The organism is Pseudomonas fluorescens, from assembly GCF_001623525.1.
Classification (GTDB): Bacteria; Pseudomonadota; Gammaproteobacteria; order Pseudomonadales; family Pseudomonadaceae; genus Aquipseudomonas; species Aquipseudomonas fluorescens_Q.
This window is the reverse complement of the sequence record NZ_CP015225.1, coordinates 4725383-4741439: the sequence shown is the minus strand read 5'-3', so window position 1 is coordinate 4741439 and position 16057 is coordinate 4725383. Positions and strand designations below refer to the sequence as shown.

23 protein-coding genes are annotated in these 16057 nt (G+C 60.9%); 11 read left to right on the top strand and 12 right to left on the bottom strand.

The window, feature by feature from the left end:
• Positions 1-4 precede the first annotated feature (4 nt).
• Entirely contained in the window at positions 5-694 is a 690-nt protein-coding gene (gene phoB, locus TK06_RS20355; protein WP_003177195.1) for a phosphate regulon transcriptional regulator PhoB, read from the bottom strand.
• Positions 695-846: 152 nt separating this feature from the next.
• Between phoB and TK06_RS20350 the strand changes: the two genes are divergently transcribed.
• Positions 847-1236 (top strand): COG4315 family predicted lipoprotein, encoded by a 390-nt coding sequence (locus TK06_RS20350; protein WP_063323543.1) that lies wholly within the window; start codon positions 847-849, stop codon positions 1234-1236.
• Between the two features lie 161 nt (positions 1237-1397).
• On the opposite strand, the gene ubiA is transcribed toward TK06_RS20350, so the two are convergent.
• Together ubiA and TK06_RS20340 are read right to left on the bottom strand one after the other, a co-directional pair.
• Complete coding sequence (gene ubiA / locus TK06_RS20345) at positions 1398-2288, bottom strand: 4-hydroxybenzoate octaprenyltransferase (RefSeq protein ID WP_063323542.1); 891 nt, start codon at positions 2286-2288, stop codon at positions 1398-1400.
• Entirely contained in the window at positions 2288-2851 is a 564-nt protein-coding gene (locus TK06_RS20340) for a chorismate--pyruvate lyase family protein (RefSeq protein WP_063325190.1), read from the bottom strand. The genes ubiA and TK06_RS20340 overlap by 1 nt, the downstream gene beginning before the upstream one ends.
• 40 nt (positions 2852-2891) lie before the next feature.
• Here TK06_RS20340 and TK06_RS32600 point away from each other — a divergent pair, with 40 nt between their 5' ends.
• From TK06_RS32600 to TK06_RS20325, 4 genes are all read left to right on the top strand, one after another.
• On the top strand, positions 2892-3047 hold the full coding sequence (locus TK06_RS32600; protein ID WP_158265817.1) for a hypothetical protein: 156 nt from the start codon (positions 2892-2894) through the stop codon (positions 3045-3047).
• Complete coding sequence (locus TK06_RS20335) at positions 3044-3211, top strand: rubredoxin (protein WP_003177199.1); 168 nt, start codon at positions 3044-3046, stop codon at positions 3209-3211. The genes TK06_RS32600 and TK06_RS20335 overlap by 4 nt, the downstream gene beginning before the upstream one ends.
• Before the next feature lie 42 nt (positions 3212-3253).
• Positions 3254-4402 (top strand): NAD(P)/FAD-dependent oxidoreductase, encoded by a 1149-nt coding sequence (locus TK06_RS20330; protein WP_063325189.1) that lies wholly within the window; start codon positions 3254-3256, stop codon positions 4400-4402.
• 191 nt (positions 4403-4593) lie between these two features.
• Entirely contained in the window at positions 4594-4869 is a 276-nt protein-coding gene (locus TK06_RS20325; RefSeq protein WP_063323541.1) for an HU family DNA-binding protein, read from the top strand.
• Between the two features lie 225 nt (positions 4870-5094).
• Here TK06_RS20325 and TK06_RS20320 read toward each other — a convergent pair whose 3' ends face one another.
• Positions 5095-6186: an aminopeptidase gene (locus tag TK06_RS20320; protein ID WP_063323540.1), complete on the bottom strand. Its 1092-nt coding sequence runs from the start codon at positions 6184-6186 to the stop codon at positions 5095-5097.
• Between the two features lie 58 nt (positions 6187-6244).
• Between TK06_RS20320 and TK06_RS20315 the strand changes: the two genes are divergently transcribed.
• Together TK06_RS20315 and TK06_RS20310 are read left to right on the top strand one after the other, a co-directional pair.
• Positions 6245-6658 carry a hypothetical protein gene (locus TK06_RS20315; RefSeq protein ID WP_057449222.1) on the top strand — a complete coding sequence of 138 codons (414 nt, stop codon included), beginning with the start codon at positions 6245-6247 and terminating at the stop codon, positions 6656-6658.
• A 39-nt stretch (positions 6659-6697) separates the two neighbouring features.
• A complete protein-coding gene (locus tag TK06_RS20310; protein WP_063323539.1) occupies positions 6698-7123 on the top strand; it encodes a hypothetical protein in 426 nt (141 codons plus the stop codon).
• 6 nt (positions 7124-7129) lie between these two features.
• Here the strand turns inward: TK06_RS20310 and TK06_RS20305 are convergent, their stop codons facing one another.
• Entirely contained in the window at positions 7130-7363 is a 234-nt protein-coding gene (locus TK06_RS20305; RefSeq protein WP_063323538.1) for a DUF1161 domain-containing protein, read from the bottom strand.
• A 150-nt stretch (positions 7364-7513) separates the two neighbouring features.
• Positions 7514-7945, bottom strand: a complete 432-nt coding sequence (locus tag TK06_RS20300) for an OsmC family protein (protein ID WP_003196419.1) — start codon at positions 7943-7945, stop codon at positions 7514-7516.
• Between the two features lie 239 nt (positions 7946-8184).
• Here TK06_RS20300 and TK06_RS20295 point away from each other — a divergent pair, with 239 nt between their 5' ends.
• A complete protein-coding gene (locus TK06_RS20295) occupies positions 8185-9186 on the top strand; it encodes an LLM class flavin-dependent oxidoreductase (RefSeq protein ID WP_063323537.1) in 1002 nt (333 codons plus the stop codon).
• A 54-nt stretch (positions 9187-9240) separates the two neighbouring features.
• Here TK06_RS20295 and TK06_RS20290 read toward each other — a convergent pair whose 3' ends face one another.
• Both TK06_RS20290 and TK06_RS20285 read right to left on the bottom strand, forming a co-directional pair.
• A complete protein-coding gene (locus TK06_RS20290; RefSeq protein ID WP_063323536.1) occupies positions 9241-9462 on the bottom strand; it encodes a DUF1161 domain-containing protein in 222 nt (73 codons plus the stop codon).
• A gap of 115 nt (positions 9463-9577) precedes the next feature.
• Positions 9578-9793, bottom strand: a complete 216-nt coding sequence (locus tag TK06_RS20285) for a dodecin (protein WP_003196424.1) — start codon at positions 9791-9793, stop codon at positions 9578-9580.
• Positions 9794-9948: 155 nt separating this feature from the next.
• Here TK06_RS20285 and TK06_RS20280 point away from each other — a divergent pair, with 155 nt between their 5' ends.
• Complete coding sequence (locus TK06_RS20280; RefSeq protein ID WP_003196426.1) at positions 9949-10275, top strand: DUF883 family protein; 327 nt, start codon at positions 9949-9951, stop codon at positions 10273-10275.
• Here the strand turns inward: TK06_RS20280 and TK06_RS20275 are convergent.
• On the bottom strand, positions 10248-11165 hold the full coding sequence (locus tag TK06_RS20275) for a LysR family transcriptional regulator (protein WP_063323535.1): 918 nt from the start codon (positions 11163-11165) through the stop codon (positions 10248-10250). The genes TK06_RS20280 and TK06_RS20275 overlap by 28 nt on opposite strands.
• Positions 11166-11277: 112 nt before the next feature.
• Between TK06_RS20275 and trpB the strand changes: the two genes are divergently transcribed.
• Together trpB and trpA are read left to right on the top strand one after the other, a co-directional pair.
• Positions 11278-12510 carry a tryptophan synthase subunit beta gene (gene trpB / locus TK06_RS20270; protein ID WP_063323534.1) on the top strand — a complete coding sequence of 411 codons (1233 nt, stop codon included), beginning with the start codon at positions 11278-11280 and terminating at the stop codon, positions 12508-12510.
• Positions 12510-13322 (top strand): tryptophan synthase subunit alpha, encoded by an 813-nt coding sequence (trpA, locus tag TK06_RS20265; protein ID WP_063323533.1) that lies wholly within the window; start codon positions 12510-12512, stop codon positions 13320-13322. The genes trpB and trpA overlap by 1 nt, the downstream gene beginning before the upstream one ends.
• An 84-nt stretch (positions 13323-13406) precedes the next feature.
• Here the strand turns inward: trpA and TK06_RS20260 are convergent, their stop codons facing one another.
• The 3 genes from TK06_RS20260 to TK06_RS20250 are packed head-to-tail and all read right to left on the bottom strand — an operon-like array spanning position 13407 to position 16021.
• On the bottom strand, positions 13407-15368 hold the full coding sequence (locus tag TK06_RS20260; RefSeq protein ID WP_063323532.1) for a DUF4105 domain-containing protein: 1962 nt from the start codon (positions 15366-15368) through the stop codon (positions 13407-13409).
• Complete coding sequence (locus TK06_RS20255) at positions 15365-15685, bottom strand: DUF2388 domain-containing protein (RefSeq protein WP_003187020.1); 321 nt, start codon at positions 15683-15685, stop codon at positions 15365-15367. The genes TK06_RS20260 and TK06_RS20255 overlap by 4 nt, the downstream gene beginning before the upstream one ends.
• A 27-nt stretch (positions 15686-15712) precedes the next feature.
• Positions 15713-16021, bottom strand: a complete 309-nt coding sequence (locus tag TK06_RS20250) for a DUF2388 domain-containing protein (RefSeq protein WP_063323531.1) — start codon at positions 16019-16021, stop codon at positions 15713-15715.
• Between the last annotated feature and the right edge of the window lie 36 nt (positions 16022-16057).

Sequence of the window (16057 nt, the reverse complement as noted above, 5' to 3'; positions counted from 1 at the left end):
CGGATCAGGCCTTGGTAGAAAAACGATAACCGGTGCCGCGCACGGTTTGTACCAGATTCTCGTAGGCGTCGCCGAGGGCCTTGCGCAGGCGTCGGATGTGCACATCCACGGTGCGCTCTTCCACGTAGACGTTACCGCCCCAGACCTGGTCCAGCAGTTGGCCACGGGTGTAGGCACGCTCCTGGTGGGTCATGAAGAATTGCAGCAGGCGGTATTCCGTGGGGCCCATCTCGGCGGGCTTGCCGTCGATGGTAACGCGGTGACTGATGGGATCCAGGAGCAGGCCGCCGACTTCGATCGGTGCTTCGCCGTCGGTGGGGCCAGCGCGACGCAGCACGGCCTTCAGGCGCGCCACCAGCTCCCGTGGGGAGAAGGGCTTGGTGATGTAGTCGTCGGCGCCCACTTCCAGGCCCTGGATCTTGTTGTCCTCTTCGCCCTTGGCGGTGAGCATGATGATCGGAATATCACCGGTCAGCTCGTCGCGTTTGAGGCGTCGCGCCAGCTCGATGCCCGAAGTGCCGGGCAGCATCCAGTCCAACAGAATCAGATCGGGCTTGCGGTCGACGATGATGGCGTGGGCCTGTTGAGAGTTTTCTGCTTCCATGCAGTCATAGCCGGCCATCTCCAACGCAACGGCGATCATCTCGCGGATGGGCGCCTCGTCGTCGACGATCAGAATGCTCCTGCCAACCATGGGGTAATCCTCTTGTCATTTAACTGTCTTGCGCCGCATTAGATAACGGAATTATTGCAGTCGTGTGACAGTTATTTCCTCGAGCGGCAGCGAAGGGGATCCTGGACTAAGCTTTTCAGTCCGAATCCTGACAACCACACAAGAAGGTTTCCATGACTTACCTTACCCAATCCATCCGGGCACTGGCGGTAACGGCTGCCCTGGCGCTGCCGACATGGGCATTCGCGGCTGAGCCGGCGATGGTCGATAAAGAGAAGGGCATACTGACGGACCACCAAAACATGACGTTGTATACGTTTGCCAAAGACTCGGGCGGCAAGTCGATGTGCAACGACAAGTGCGCCGCCAACTGGCCGCCGCTCATGGCCGAAGAAAGCGACAAGTCCATGGGCAAATGGACCGTGATCACCCGCGCCGACCGAAAGAAGCAGTGGGCCTACGATGGCAAGCCGCTGTACACCTTTGTGAAGGATACAAAGGCCGGTGACATGACCGGTGACGGCTTGATGGACGGCGCCTGGAAGGTCGCCAAGCCCCACTGACGGGCACGGCGCCGAGCGGATGCTCTTGTGGCGAGGGAGCTTGCTCCCGCTGGGCTGCGTAGCGGCCCCAAGATTTTGCGGTTGCTGCGCAACCGAGCGGGAGCAAGCTCCCTCGCCACAAAGGCTTTCATGACCCAAGGTTCACCGCTGGGTCATAGGCCTCAGCGCAACGCATAATCCAGCACAATCCCCACGAAAATCGCCAACCCGGCCCAATGGTTGTGCAAAAACGCCTGGAAGCAGCGCATCCGGTCCCTGCCACGGGTGTACCAGAACTCCCAGGCGAAGCACGCGGCAGCGGCCACCAGCCCCAGGAGGAACCAGCCGCCCAGTTGGAACTTCGACCCGGCCAGCAACAGGCAGCCCAGTGCCAGGCCTTGCAACGTCAGGATGATCACCCGGTCGGCATCGCCAAACAGGATCGCCGTGGACTTCACCCCGATTCGCAAGTCATCGTCCCGGTCGGTCATTGCGTAATAGGTGTCGTAGCCCACCGTCCACAGCAGGTTGGCGATGTACAGCAACCAGGCGGCGGCCGGCAGATGACCGGTTTCGGCGGTGAACGCCATCGGCATGCCCCAGGAGAACGCCGCGCCCAGGACCACTTGCGGGTAGTAGGTATAGCGCTTCATGAACGGGTAACTGAACGCCAGCGCCAAGCCACCGAGGGAGAGCAGGATAGTCGGGGCGTTGGTGCACAGCACCAGCAGGAAACTCACGCTCATCAGCACGGCGAAGAACACCAGTGCCTCTTTCGAACTGATCTTGCCGCTCACCAGCGGGCGCTGCTCGGTGCGCTTGACGTGACCGTCCACCTTGCGGTCGGCCCAGTCATTGATCACACAGCCGCCGGCGCGGGTCAGCACCACGCCGAGGACGAAAATCACCAGGTTGGCGATGGACGGTGAGCCTTCACCGGCAATCCATAGCGCCCACAACGTCGGCCACAGCAGCAGGTAGATGCCAATGGGCTTGTCCATGCGGGTCAGTTGCACGAAGTCCCAGGCCCGCGGGTTCAGGCGGTTCAAGGATTTGAGCAGTTGCACGTACATCAGCAATTCTCCGAATAGGCACGGGCGACGGTCCACAGGCGCGGCAGGAAGATTTCCGCCACTAGCACGCTCAATGCACCGCGGTCGAAACGTGAGCGGCGACCCCACAGCCCGCTGGCGCGCACTTCTTCGGGCAACCCGGCGTCGGGGTAATGGCAAACTTCGATGGCTCGGCGCTGGAACGCCTGGTCACAAAATAGCAACTCCCCCAGGGAACGGCTGCCCAGTTCGTCCATCTGCAAGCCGTCACCGTGCAAGGCGCTGCGCGCCGCCACACTGCGGGCGAACACCCACGGCTGGTCATGGCCGCGCAGATACACCTCGCGTACCCAGCCTTCGCTACCCTCGGCCAGGTCCAGGGCGGCGCATTCGTCGGCGCGCAGTGGCTGCCAGCCTTCGAACAACGGCGTCACGCTGAAATGGCCGTCCGACAGGCGCGTCAGGCGCCGGGTCAGGGAGCCTTCGTCGAACAGCCAGTCGAGGACGCCCGCATCGGGCCGGGGCGACAGCAGGGGTTGGGGCAGCCATTGGAGTGTTGGAAATATCGAATTTGTATGCGGCACGAGGGTCTTGATAGGCAACAAATGAGGCCGCGAGCTTACCATGACGGTCGCCGATTTTGACGGCTCGGGCCTGCTGCACTGCCGATCGTGCTTGCATCTGCGACGACCGATCAGTACAAAACGCCCTGAGCCGGAAAACAGCCTCGAGCGACCCTATACCGGCAAACGCCTGACACCTGAGGAAGTACCTGAATGAAAAAGTGGCAATGTATCGTCTGCGGCCTGATCTACAACGAAGCCGACGGTTGGCCGGATGATGGCATCGCACCTGGCACCCGTTGGGAAGACGTACCGGCAGACTGGCTGTGCCCGGACTGCGGCGTCGGCAAGATGGATTTCGAAATGATCGAAATCAACTGATCGTTTCTCAACTGGCATGGAAAGCATCACATGGAGAGCAGCATGAGCGCACCTGTCGTCATCGTCGGTACGGGGCTGGCCGGTTACAACCTGGCCCGGGAATTTCGCAAACTCGACAGCGAAACCCCATTGCTGCTGATCAGCGCCGATGACGGTCGCTCGTACTCCAAGCCCATGCTTTCCACGGGCTTTGGCAAAAACAAAGACGCCGACGGCCTGAGCATGGCCGAGCCCGGGACCATGGCCGAGCAACTGAAGGCCGAAGTGCGCACCCATACCCGCATCAGCGGCATCGACCCGGGCCACAAACGGCTGTGGATCGGCGAAGAAGCGGTGAGCTACCGCGACCTGATCCTGGCCTGGGGCGCCGAAACCGTGCGCGTGCCGGTGCAGGGCGATGCCGCGGACCTGATCTTCCCCATCAACGACCTGGAAGACTACGCACGCTTTCGCGCAGCGGCGGCTGGCAAACGTCGCGTGCTGCTGCTCGGCGCCGGGCTGATTGGCTGCGAGTTCGCCAACGACCTGATCCTGGGTGGCTATGAAGTGCAATTGGTGGCGCCGTGCGAGCAAGTCATGCCGACCCTGCTGCACCCGGCCGCCGCTGAGGCTGTACAGGCCGGGCTGGAAAGCCTCGGCGCGCGCTTCCACCTGGGGCCGGTGCTCAATCGCCTGCAACGGGTCGCCGATGGGTTGGAAGCCCACCTGTCCGACGGCCAGGTGATTGCCTGTGACCTGGTGGTCTCGGCCATCGGCTTGCGCCCACGCATCGACTTGGCGGCGGCCGCCGGCCTGGTGGTCAACCGCGGTGTCGTGGTCGACCGCCACCTGAAAACCTCTCACGCCAACATCTACGCCCTGGGTGACTGCGCCGAGGTCGATGGCTTGAACCTGCTGTATGTCATGCCGCTGATGAGCTGCGCCCGTGCCCTGGCCCAGACCCTGGCCGGCAACCCGACGGCCGTCAGCTACGGCGCCATGCCGATTACCGTGAAAACCCCGGTGTGCCCACTGGTGGTGTCGCCACCACCGCGAGGTAGCGAGGGCGTGTGGAGCGTCGAAGGGCAGGGCGCGGACATCAAGGCGCTATGCCGCGACGCTCAAGGCAATCTGTTGGGGTACGCCCTGACAGGCACGGCGGTGATGGAGAAACTGGCACTGAACAAGAAACTTCCACCCCTGCTGGCGTAAATACTGGTCGTTCTGTCGCAAAAACCCTACTTTTGGTCCCACAAAGGTCGCCCGGCCACTGGCGCCGTTTTCGGCACCGTGCCATCCTCACTCCCGTCTGCCGCAGAGTAGAGCCTGCGGCGCCTTAGGGGCCGTTCCAAAGAGAACGGCACGGACATAACAACAAAAAAACCGTCAAAGGGGCTTCATTCATGCGTAAACCAGAACTCGCCGCCGCCATCGCGGAAAAAGCAGACCTCACCAAAGAACAAGCCAACCGCGTCCTCAACGCCGTCCTCGAGGAAATCACCGGCGCCCTGCACCGCAAGGACAGCGTCACCCTGGTGGGCTTCGGCACTTTCCTGCAACGCCACCGCGGCGCCCGCACTGGCAAAAACCCACAGACCGGTGAGCCGGTGAAGATCAAGGCCAGCAACACCGTTGCCTTTAAACCAGGCAAGTTCCTGAAAGAAAGCGTCAACCCGTAATTGCTGCAAGTACCTCAGCCAGGGGGAAGAAAGCGGCAATCAAAAGGGCATACCGATGAATCGGTATGCCCTTTTTTGTGCTGGGGGGTGGCGAGGGAGCTTGCTCCCGCTGGGTCGCGAAGCGGCCCTAAAAGCGACGACTGCTGCGCAGCCGAGCGGGAGCAAGCTCCCTCGCCACGGGATTTGGGGATGCCCCTGTGCGAGCTTGCTCGCGATGATGTCTGCCTAATCTGCAGAAGTCTTCGGTGCCGCCAACGCCTTCAAGGCCGCCTTGCGTTCTTCTATCGGCAATTTGCCGAGCTTTGCCACCGCTGCGTAAAACCTGATCCAGTCCCCGCCCTCCCGCCTGAACAGTGCCGCAAACGCCGGCACCCACTGGTCATACAGCCCGAACGGCAGCAGCCGTGCATTGTTCAGTGGGGCATAGACCCAGGCATCGTAGCGTTTGTCACCGGCCCATTGAGAGTCCCGCAACCGCTCATAGTCGGTGCGTAGGCGTTCGAATGCCTGTGCCTTGCGTTGTCGCATCTGTTCGGTCGGCAGGGGTTGGGTGTAGAGCGCTTCCAGGCGCTGGCGGGTGTCGAGGATCAATTGGATGAATTGGTCGCGCTGGCGCGCCTGCTTGCCGTTATCCGGCGCCAGCCCACGACTGGCGCGCCATTGCCGGCTGCCTTCCTGCTCGACGAAGGTGGCGAAGGACTCATTGAATTCGGTGTCGTCCTTGACATAAAACCGCTGGTGCGCCAGTTCATGGAAGATCAGCGTCGCCAGGCGTTCGTCGCCCCAATGCATCATCGAACTCAGGATCGGATCGTTGAACCAACCCAATGTCGAGTAGGCCTCCACACCACCGATCGACACGTCCATGCCCTGCAAACGCTGCAACGCGGCCTCGCCACGGGCGGCTCCCTGGCTGTAATAACCGCGATAAGCCACGCAACCGGCAATGGGGAAGCAATGATTTTGCGGCGCCAGGGAAAACTCTGGCGTGGTGAAGACATTCCAGACTACGAACGGTCGGCCAATGTCTGCATACAGGCGATAACTTTTATTGTCCGGCAAATGCAGGTGATCACTGGCGAACGTCCGTGCCTCACGCGCCTGGGTCAGGTGCGCCTTCAGTTGAGCATCGCGAGCAGGGTCGGCAATGACCTGGTCGATAGGCTCCCGGGCTTGCAACAACCGCAATTGCCCACCGACGAGCTGGCTGTAATAACCGACGCTTGAGCAACCGTTCAGTAACAAAAGCAGGAGGCCTGGAAACAAAATCCGGAAAGCACGGTCGAGTAACCGATGGCTTGAATGCGGCCTGATCAATTGGAATCACCCTGGGAAGTCTGCCCACAAGACTATCTCGCTTGCCTGGAGCTTCGCTATGCGCGTGTTGATGCTGACGAGCGGCCTGTTGCTGCTGACCGGTTGCGCCGGTTTGCCTGATCCTGATCCATCCCAAGCGTGGATCGACCTGGGAAACCAGCAGGACACTGCGCTGCAAGCGCTAAAAGTCGATGACAAGACGTCCATCGACCGGCGCTATTTCGAAGTGCAACCCGGCAGCCATGAACTGACGGTGCGTTATCAATTTGCCGTCGAGCCCGGCAACATCGGCCCGGATGCCGAGCCGCTGTGGCGCGATTGCCGGTTGAACGTGAAATTCAAGGACTTCAACGCTGGCCAACGTTACCAGTTGCAGGCCGGCAGCATTGGTTTCCGGCCATGGGCCAAGCTTTACGATCAGCAACGCAAGGTGGTGGGGCAAGGTACGCCGGCGGGCTGCCAACAAACGTGATTGGCGCTATGCTCAGGGTCTGATTTCAGGAAATTCACCATGCGCTTACCTCTGCTGTTACTGGTCCTGGTCTCCATGAGCGGTTGTGCAACGAGCCCACTGCCCCCGGTCGATCCGAACATGGCGTGGATCGATTTCGCTACCCCCATGCCGGGCGGCAAAATGCTGATGGCTGAAAGCCTGGATGGCCAGCGATTGCGAGACGGCCGGTTCTTTCAGGTTTCGCCGGGCAGCCACGAACTGAAAGTGCGCTTCGACTTCGAAGTGTTTAGCGGTGGTGGGCTGGGCATGCAAGCCGAACCGCAAGAGCGGCTGTGCTACATGCTCGTGCGTTATGACCATTTCGAGGCCGGCCAGCGCTATCGGCTGGAGGCTCGCAACCTGGCGTTCACGCCCAGCGCCCGGCTCTATGACGCCAAGCGTCAAATCGTGGCCGAAGAGCGACAAATCAATTGCGTTCCGTAGCGCTTTCTAGCGGTCGTTCTTCTGGTAGATGATTTTTTTCGTGCGGTTTTCGCAAGTGCCCACCACCATGTTCTGATCGTGGACTTCGTCGTTGGTGACGATTTCCAACGTGTAGGACGATACGTTATTGGCCTGGATCTTCGCTTCGATTTCCGCTTTCAGCTCTTCACAGGATTTCGGTTCGGCAAGCGCAGATGCAGCGAATGCGCAACCGATGACCACCAGGGCTGATCGTTTCATGTTCGAATTCCTCATGGCAGCGCGCACTGCCTGTGCGCTGAAACTGCAGGTTTCATTCGACCATAATTGCGCCAGGGTAAACAGCTCGACCGTATTCAAGAAATCGCAGCCCTAGGCAGCGCCTGCGAAGGCTGCGACCCCTTTCATGCGTCAGTTGACCAGCGTCGCATCCAGGGTGATCTGGGCGTTCAGCACCTTGGAAACCGGGCATCCTTCCTTGGCCTTCTTGCTCAGTTCGTCGAATTGCGCCTGGCTGGCGCCGGGGATTTTCGCCTTGAGCACCAACTTGACTGCAGTGATCGCGAAACCGCCATCGACCTGGTCCAGGGTCACTTCTGCGTTGGTGTCGATGCTGTCGGCCTTGAGCCCGGCATCGCCGAGGATCATCGAAAAGGCCATGGAAAAGCAGCCGGCATGGGCCGCGCCGATCAATTCCTCTGGGTTGGTGCCCTTGCCGCCTTCGAAGCGCGCCTTGAAGCCGTAGGGCGCTTCGCGCAGCACACCGGTTTCCGTGGAGATGGAACCGATACCGGTTTTCAGGTCACCTTCCCAATGAGCCGATGCTTTCTTGATGATAGCCATGTCTGCCTCCTGAAGATCCGGCGCGCGAGACGCGCCTGGGTATTTTTTTAGCTGTCTGGGTTGTGAGGATAGACCGCCCGGAAAAGTTCACCTTGTCGATTAGCCGACGAATTTAGTAGGAAAATTCTTCGCAGCTATTGAAACTCGGGTATATGCCCACATTGCATGGAACACACCTTTAGAAACGGCAGGCTTTTGCCCTCGGGAAAAGCCCGGAACGCCGTTGGAGATCCCGGCCCATGAAACAGCTGTCCGACGTGAAATTCTCAACCCTCGACCTGGTGCCTGTCCGCGCCGATGGCAATGCTGCCCAGTCCTTGCGCAATTCGCTGGACCTGGCGCAGCACGTGGAAAAATACGGTTATACCCGCTTCTGGGTGGCCGAACACCACAACATGGACGGTATCGCCAGCTCCGCGACGGCGGTGCTGCTGGGTTATCTGGCGGGAGGGACTTCGACCATTCGTGTCGGCTCCGGCGGCGTCATGTTGCCCAATCACGCGCCGTTGATCATCGCCGAACAGTTTGGCACGCTGGAAAGCCTCTACCCGGGTCGAATCGACCTGGGGTTGGGGCGTGCGCCCGGTTCCGACCAGATGACTGCTCGGGCGCTGCGTCGCGAGCGCTCCGGCAGCGCGGACGATTTCCCCGAAGACGTGGCCGAACTGATGCGCTACCTCGGCCCGCGCACCCCGGACCAACGCATCATCGCCATGCCCGGCACCGGGACCAACGTGCCGGTATGGCTGCTGGGGTCGAGCCTGTTCAGTGCGCAATTGGCCGGTGAACGCGGTTTGCCCTACGCGTTCGCCTCCCATTTCGCACCGCGCTACATGCACGAGGCAATTCGCATCTACCGCAATCATTTCAAGCCGTCGGCAGTGCTCGACAAGCCTTATGTGATGCTCGGCGTGCCGCTGGTGGCGGCGGATACGGATGAACAGGCCGATTACCTGGCGACGTCGGTGTATCAGCGGATCCTGGCGCTGATGCGTGGCCAGAGCCTGGTGCAGCGTCCACCGGTCGAAACCATGAACGGCCTCTGGTTGCCCCATGAGAAAGAAGCGGTTGGCGATTTCTTGGGACTGGCCATGGTCGGCGGTCCGCAGAAGATTCGCGCCAAGCTCGACGTGCTGATCGAGCAAACCCAGGCCGATGAGCTGATTTTCACCAGCGACCTGTACGAGCATGCCGATCGTTTGCACTCATACGAGTTGCTGGCGCAGGTCATGAAAGGCTGAATGACGCGCATAAAAAAGCCGACGCACTGCGTCGGCTTTGACGTTCGAAAAGAATCACTTTTTATAGACGATTTCTTTCGTACCGCCCTCACAGGTGCCTACGACTTTTCCGTCGGTCGCTGCGCCTTTATCGACGATTTCCAGCGAATAACCTGACACGCCCTTGGCATCCAGCTTCGCCGCGATTTCGCTTTTCAGCGCTTCGCAGGGCGTGCCGGCCGCAAACGCACCACCGGCAAGGCTCAGCAAACCCAGGGCTACCATCAATTTTTTCATCGCTCGCACTCCTTGGTCGGATCAAACAGGGCAGGTATGGGAAAAACAGAATGCGCGTACCATAGCGCATCGCCATTCCCTATGGCACTCCGCCAGCGTGCAAGTTCATCGTTCCTCAGCTATTCACAATCCGGAACCCGACTTTGAGGGTGACCTGAAAGTGCGCGGCCCGGCCGTTTTCGATGTGCCCGCGGGTTTCCGTGACTTCGAACCACTCCAAGTGCTTGAGGCTTTTGCTGGCCTCGGCCAGGGCGTTATTGATGGCGTCTTCAATGCTGGTGGGAGACGAGCCGACCAGCTCGACTTTTTTGTAAGTGTGATGATCACTCATGAGGTTCTCCTTGGTTGTTTTTAACAGCCTAGCAGCGATTTTTCGTCATACGTGTGTCGCCGTTTGCGCACTGAAGTTCAGATTTACTGCACTTTCAGAAACGACCGCAGTCCCAATTCACACACGCCACTCAACCACTGCAGGAGAGAGCCACCATGGCCAGCAATTCGTTACGCAAAGCCTCGTTGCAAAGCATGGAAGCGGAGATCGAGAGTCTGCTCAAGTCGTTGGAAAGCCTGAAGGACGATGCTTCGGACGAGTCGCGTAAGACCCTCAAGTCGCTCAAGGCCAATGCCGAGAACGCCCTGAAACATTCTCGCCATCTGCTCAGCGACGCGTATGAAGAGGTCAAGGTGAAAACCCGTGAAACCGGGATCGCCACACGCGACTACGCGCAGGAACACCCATGGACCACAGCGGGTGTCGCGGTCGGTGCGCTTGGTTTGCTGGCTGCTTACTTGCTGTGCAAACGCGGAGACTGAGTCGGTTGGCTCAGCTCATGCCTGAGCCACTGGGCCAATTGCCGAGCACGTCCATCTGCGGCGCGCTTGGGTAGCCACAACGCCAGTCGCGCCGCCGTTTCATCGAAACCCCACGGCGCGACCAGGCGACCGGCGCGCACGTCCTCAGCCACCAGCGGCTCGGGCGCGATCGCCACGCCGAGCCCCGCTACGGCGGCCTCCAGCAAATAATACAGATGCTCGAATCCTTGCCCGAACTTCAATACCCGGGGATCAAGGTGGTTTTGCTGTGCCCAGGTTGGCCAGGCCTGTGGGCGGGAGGTGGTGTGCAGCAACGATTCGTCCAGCAGCGCGCTGGCCGGTGCGGTCTGCAGGCGGGCAAATCCGGCGTAGTGCGGGCTCATCACGGGGCCGATCCGCTCGCTCACCAGTTCATACACCTGCATGTCGGCCGGCCAGGGTGGTTCGGCGAATACCAGCAAGGCGTCCAGTCCCGGTCGCCTGGGGTCCAGGTCGCCCTCGCCGGCGGACAGGTGCAGGCGCAAATCCGGCAGGTCGGCATTGAGCCTGCCCAGGCGGGGAATAAACCAGCGCGCCAGCAAGCTTCCCGAGCAGCCCAGGACGAACGGGGCATCGGCGGTGCTTTGCGTCAGTTCCGCGCACACGCTGCGTAACCGCTCGAACGCGTCAGTGCTGGCATCACGCAGGCGCATGCCGGCATCTGTGAGTTTCAAGCCGCGTCCATCCTTGATGAACAGGCTGACACCCAAATGTTCTTCCAGCACCTTCAGCTGTCGACTTACAGCGCCATGGGTGACGTGCAGCTGTTCGGCCGCCTGGCTTACGCTGTTCAGGCGGGCGGTGGCCTCGAAGGCGCGCAGGGCGTTGAGCGGGGGAAGGTCGTGGCTCATGTGAACTGTGAGATTTTCTGACAGGTTGTGGCGATCTTATCGGTTTTCAGTGACGGATGTCAGGGGTAGAGTGAACCTCATTGTCTTTCAACGCATTTGCTTGGAGCGCCCGATGACCCAGTCCACGACCCCCTTCAACCTGCGCAGTGGCCCCGACGCCAACGGCCTGTTCGGTGCGTTCGGTGGCCGCTATGTGGCCGAAACCCTGATGCCGCTGATCCTTGATCTGGCCCGCGAATATGAAGTGGCGAAGGAAGATCCTGCCTTCATTGAGGAATTGGCCTACTTCCAGCGCGATTACGTCGGTCGTCCAAGTCCACTCTACTTCGCCGAGCGCCTGACCGAATACTGCGGTGGCGCCAAGATCTATCTCAAGCGTGAAGAGCTGAACCACACCGGCGCGCACAAGATCAACAACTGCATCGGCCAGATCCTGCTGGCGCGGCGCATGGGCAAGAAACGCATCATCGCCGAGACCGGCGCCGGCATGCACGGCGTGGCGACCGCCACCGTGGCCGCGCGTTTTGGCCTCGATTGCGTGATCTACATGGGCACCACCGACATCGAGCGCCAGCAGGCCAACGTGTTCCGCATGAAGCTGCTGGGCGCCGAAGTGATTCCGGTGGTCGCGGGTACCGGTACCCTGAAAGACGCCATGAACGAGGCCCTGCGCGACTGGGTCACCAACGTTGACAGCACGTTCTACCTGATCGGCACCGTGGCAGGCCCGCATCCGTATCCGGCGATGGTGCGTGACTTCCAGGCCGTGATCGGCAAGGAAACCCGCGAACAACTGCAAGCCCAGGAAGGTCGCCTGCCGGACAGCCTGGTGGCGTGCATCGGCGGTGGCTCCAACGCCATGGGCCTGTTCCACCCGTTTCTGGACGACAAGAGTGTCGAGATCATCGGCGTTGAAGCCGCCGGTTATGGCATCGAGACCGGTAAGCACGCGGCGAGCCTGAACGGCGGCGTCCCCGGTGTACTGCACGGCAACCGCACCTTCCTGTTGCAGGACGACGACGGTCAGATCATCGACGCCCATTCGATTTCCGCAGGTCTCGACTACCCCGGTATCGGTCCGGAACACGCCTGGTTGCACGACATTGGCCGCGTCCAGTACACCTCGGTGACCGACGCCGAAGCCCTGGAAGCCTTTCACAAATGCTGCCGACTGGAAGGGATCATTCCTGCATTGGAAAGCGCCCATGCCCTGGCAGAAGTGTTCAAACGCGCACCCAACTTGCCGAAAGATCATCTGATGGTGGTCAACCTGTCCGGCCGTGGCGACAAAGACATGCAAACCGTGATGCATCACATGGAACAGTCCCAGCAGGAGAAACACTGATGAGCCGCCTGCAAACCCGTTTTGCCGAACTCAAGGAACAAAACCGTGCTGCCCTGGTGACGTTCGTCACGGCTGGCGACCCGGACTACGACACGTCGCTGGCAATCCTCAAGGGCCTGCCAGCAGCCGGTGCCGATGTCATCGAGCTGGGCATGCCGTTCACCGACCCGATGGCCGACGGCCCGGCGATCCAGTTGGCGAATATTCGTGCCTTGGGCGCCCAGCAGAACCTGGCGAAAACCCTGCAGATGGTTCGTGAGTTCCGCAAAGACAACAGCGAGACACCACTGGTGCTGATGGGGTACTTCAACCCGATCCACCGTTATGGCGTGCAGCGTTTCATTGGCGAGGCGCTGGAATCTGGCGTGGATGGCCTGATCGTTGTGGACATGCCGCCCGAGCACAACAGCGAACTGTGCGAACCGGCCCAGGCAGCTGGCTTGGATTTCATCCGTCTGACCACGCCAACCACCGATGACGTGCGTTTGCCGACGGTGCTCAACGGCAGTTCGGGCTTTGTATATTACGTGTCGGTGGCGGGTGTGACTGGTGCCGGTGCCGCGACGTTGGAGCACGTGGAAGAAGCCGTGGCGCGCTTGCGTCGCCACACCGATTTGCCGATCAGCATTGGTTTCGGTATTCGTACGCCGGAGCAGGCTGCGGCTATCGCACGATTGGCTGATGGGGTGGTGGTTGGCTCGGCGCTGATCGACCATATCGCCAATGCCGATACGGCGGAACAGGCGATTGATGGCGTGTTGAGTTTGTGTGCCGCCCTGGCTGATGGTGTGCGCAAGGCACGTGTCAGCTGATTGTCGATTCGGCCCGCAGCACGAAAAAAGGGGTTCAGAGCTTGGTTCTGAACCCCTTTTTGTTATTGCTTCAAGCAGTGCTCATCAGGGCAATTCCAACCCGCCCCCGGCCTTGTGCAGTTTGCGCAAATGCTCGCCAATCGCTTTCACATTGGCCTCGCTGGCAGCAATTTCAGCGGCGCGACTCGGCTCAAGCAATGCCCGGACTTCCTTGTCCAGGTCGCCTGTCAGCGTTTGAAGCTGTTTCTGACGCAAGCTGCTTTCCGATTCCAGGCGTTGCCACTCGCTGGGTTGTGGCAAGCCGTAGCCGCTGCTGCCCAGCAGTTCGGCCGGACGGCTCAGGAAGCCGCTGTTGGCGAGGATCTGCTGCAGCGTCGCGTTAGCCCTTTCCATGCCGCCGTTTTGCAATTCACGGGCGCCGAGGTAGCGCTGTTTGACTTCATCCTGCGCCAACAACAATTGCCGGCGATAACCGGCCTGTTCCAGCAGCAACAATGCCGCGCTGGTGCGCAGGTCGGCCTGTTCGAACCAGGCGCGGCGTTCGGCGGCATCCAGGGCCAGCCAGTCTTCCACCGTTTGCTGCTTGATCGGCAGATACTTCTTCAGCACATCGAACATCGCCTGGTACCGCTCGCGGAACGAGTCGAAGCGGTAGCCCAGGCGCAAGGCTTCCTTGGGATCATCCAGCACGCTGGTATCCGCCAGGCCCCGGCCCTTGAGGACTTCCAACAAGCCGTTGGGCATGATGCTGTCCAGGCCGTTGAGCTGCGCGTTGTTGCTGCCGCTGCGTAGCAGCTTCAAGCTTTCCACTGCGCAGTTATTGGACAGGAAGTAATAGTTGCCGTCGTAGCTCCAATGCATTTCGGCGGCGTGCTCGACCGTCTCCTCGATCTCGGTGCGCGACAGGTTCAGCGGCACCGACGCCAGGCTGCGCAGCTCGGTCTTGGTGTATTCATCGATCACCTGGGCCAACGGCAATACGAACAGGCGCGACGGGTATTTGCCAACCAGCCCGTCCCAACTCGATAGCTGCACATCGCCGACGAAGGCGCGGTACGACAGCACCAGGTGTTGGTCCAGATCCAGTCGGCAGTCCGGGCCACGTGGGCGACCCGGTGCACAGATCACCAGCCGGAGCATGCTGTGGCCCCAGCGGCTCACCCAGTTCTGGTTGGCTTCGGCCAGCAGGTAATCGATGGCATAGACCCGCTCTGGATCAACTTTGCCCAGTGGGGTCTTGGCGAAGTCATTGCCGGCGTTGAGGAACGCGAACGATTGGGCGCAGGTGTCCTTGGCGGCAGGTGCCCAGCCGAAGTGTGCCTGGTAATAGCGATACAGGGCGGGGCGTCGGCAGGCGTAGCTTGGGTCGAGGAGGAAGTACTCCATGTTGACCGCGACGAACTCCTTGGGGCTGCTCGTTTCATAGAGGTCCGGGCTGCGGGCGACCTGGCGGTTGTGCTGTTCCCGCTCACCGCGCCGGCCAACGTATTGTGGCCAGCCGGCGAGGTCCAGCAAGCGAGGATCATCGCTGAGGGTGAAGCGGCGGTCGTTCTGGCCCCGGCATTCATCGGGAAGGCCGATCAAGCCGGCGCTGCTGTTGCGTCGAGTGCAACGCTGGATCAGCGTACGCTCGGCATCTGGCCATAGACGCGAGCGGTCATAAATGTGGGTCAGTTCGTGCAGGACGGTGGCGAGCATTTCCCGTCGCACGGTGCCGTGGGGGCGATGGGTCTTTTGCCTCGCGGCGCTGCCGTCGACAAGGCTATCAAGCAGGTTGCTGTTGAGGTCCAGTTGCGACACCAGCGAGGCCTGGCCGTAGGCGTTAGCGGGCATCTGGTCGGTCCAGCCGACATCGATGCGTCGGTCCAGTCGCTCGATGAAGCGCGGCGGCAGCGCCTGCATGGCTTCATCGAGCAGCGCCTGGCTGGCCTGCTGTTGCGCCGGGCTCAGGCCTTCGACGTTGAGGTGCAGTTGCAGGCCGGCCTGGGCCAGGCTGCTCGTGAGCAGCAAGACCCCGGCCGCCAGCCAGGCGGCGAACCGCCTCACAATGCGAGGATGGCTTCGGCGAGAACCTGGTCACTGGCGTCGCGGGCTTCCGGCACGCGGGTGCGCAAGGTGTCGAAGGCGGCCTCGAGATGAGCGCCACGAATTTCACCATTGCTGGCGACAAAACTGGCGGCATCGTCGTGGGCTTCGCGGACGATTTTCGAATCACGGATGGAGGTGGTGGTGTCGGAAGTGAAATCGATCGTGCGCTGGGAAGCGCGAACGATGATGTTACTGGTGGCTACCAGGGTATGTGCCTGGGCCACATCGGCCAACACCAGCAGGCCTAGGGCGGCAGCAATCAGCGGGCTACGCATGGAACGACTCCGGAGAAATAAGGATAACTATTGGACGAGAATTGCCTGTGCCAGTTCAAGGTCGCTGACGTGAAGTTTTGGCTGGGTCCGGCGCAGGTAATCCAAGGCCGATTCCAGTTGTGCACCTCGCAGTTGCCCGTCGCTGGCGACGAATGCCGCGGCGTCATCGTGAGCGGCGACGATCAGTTTATGGTCGAAGGGCGCAGAGGTCACCATGCTCGTGGCATAGCCGCTGACCACCACTTGCTGGGTGGACACATCGAAAGCATGGGCCGGAACAGACCAGCAAAAAACTACGAAGAAAGACGCGATGAACAGATCTGAGTAAAAACGCATGGGGCTCGACGGTTGATGGCGAGCCTGAAGGCTAGC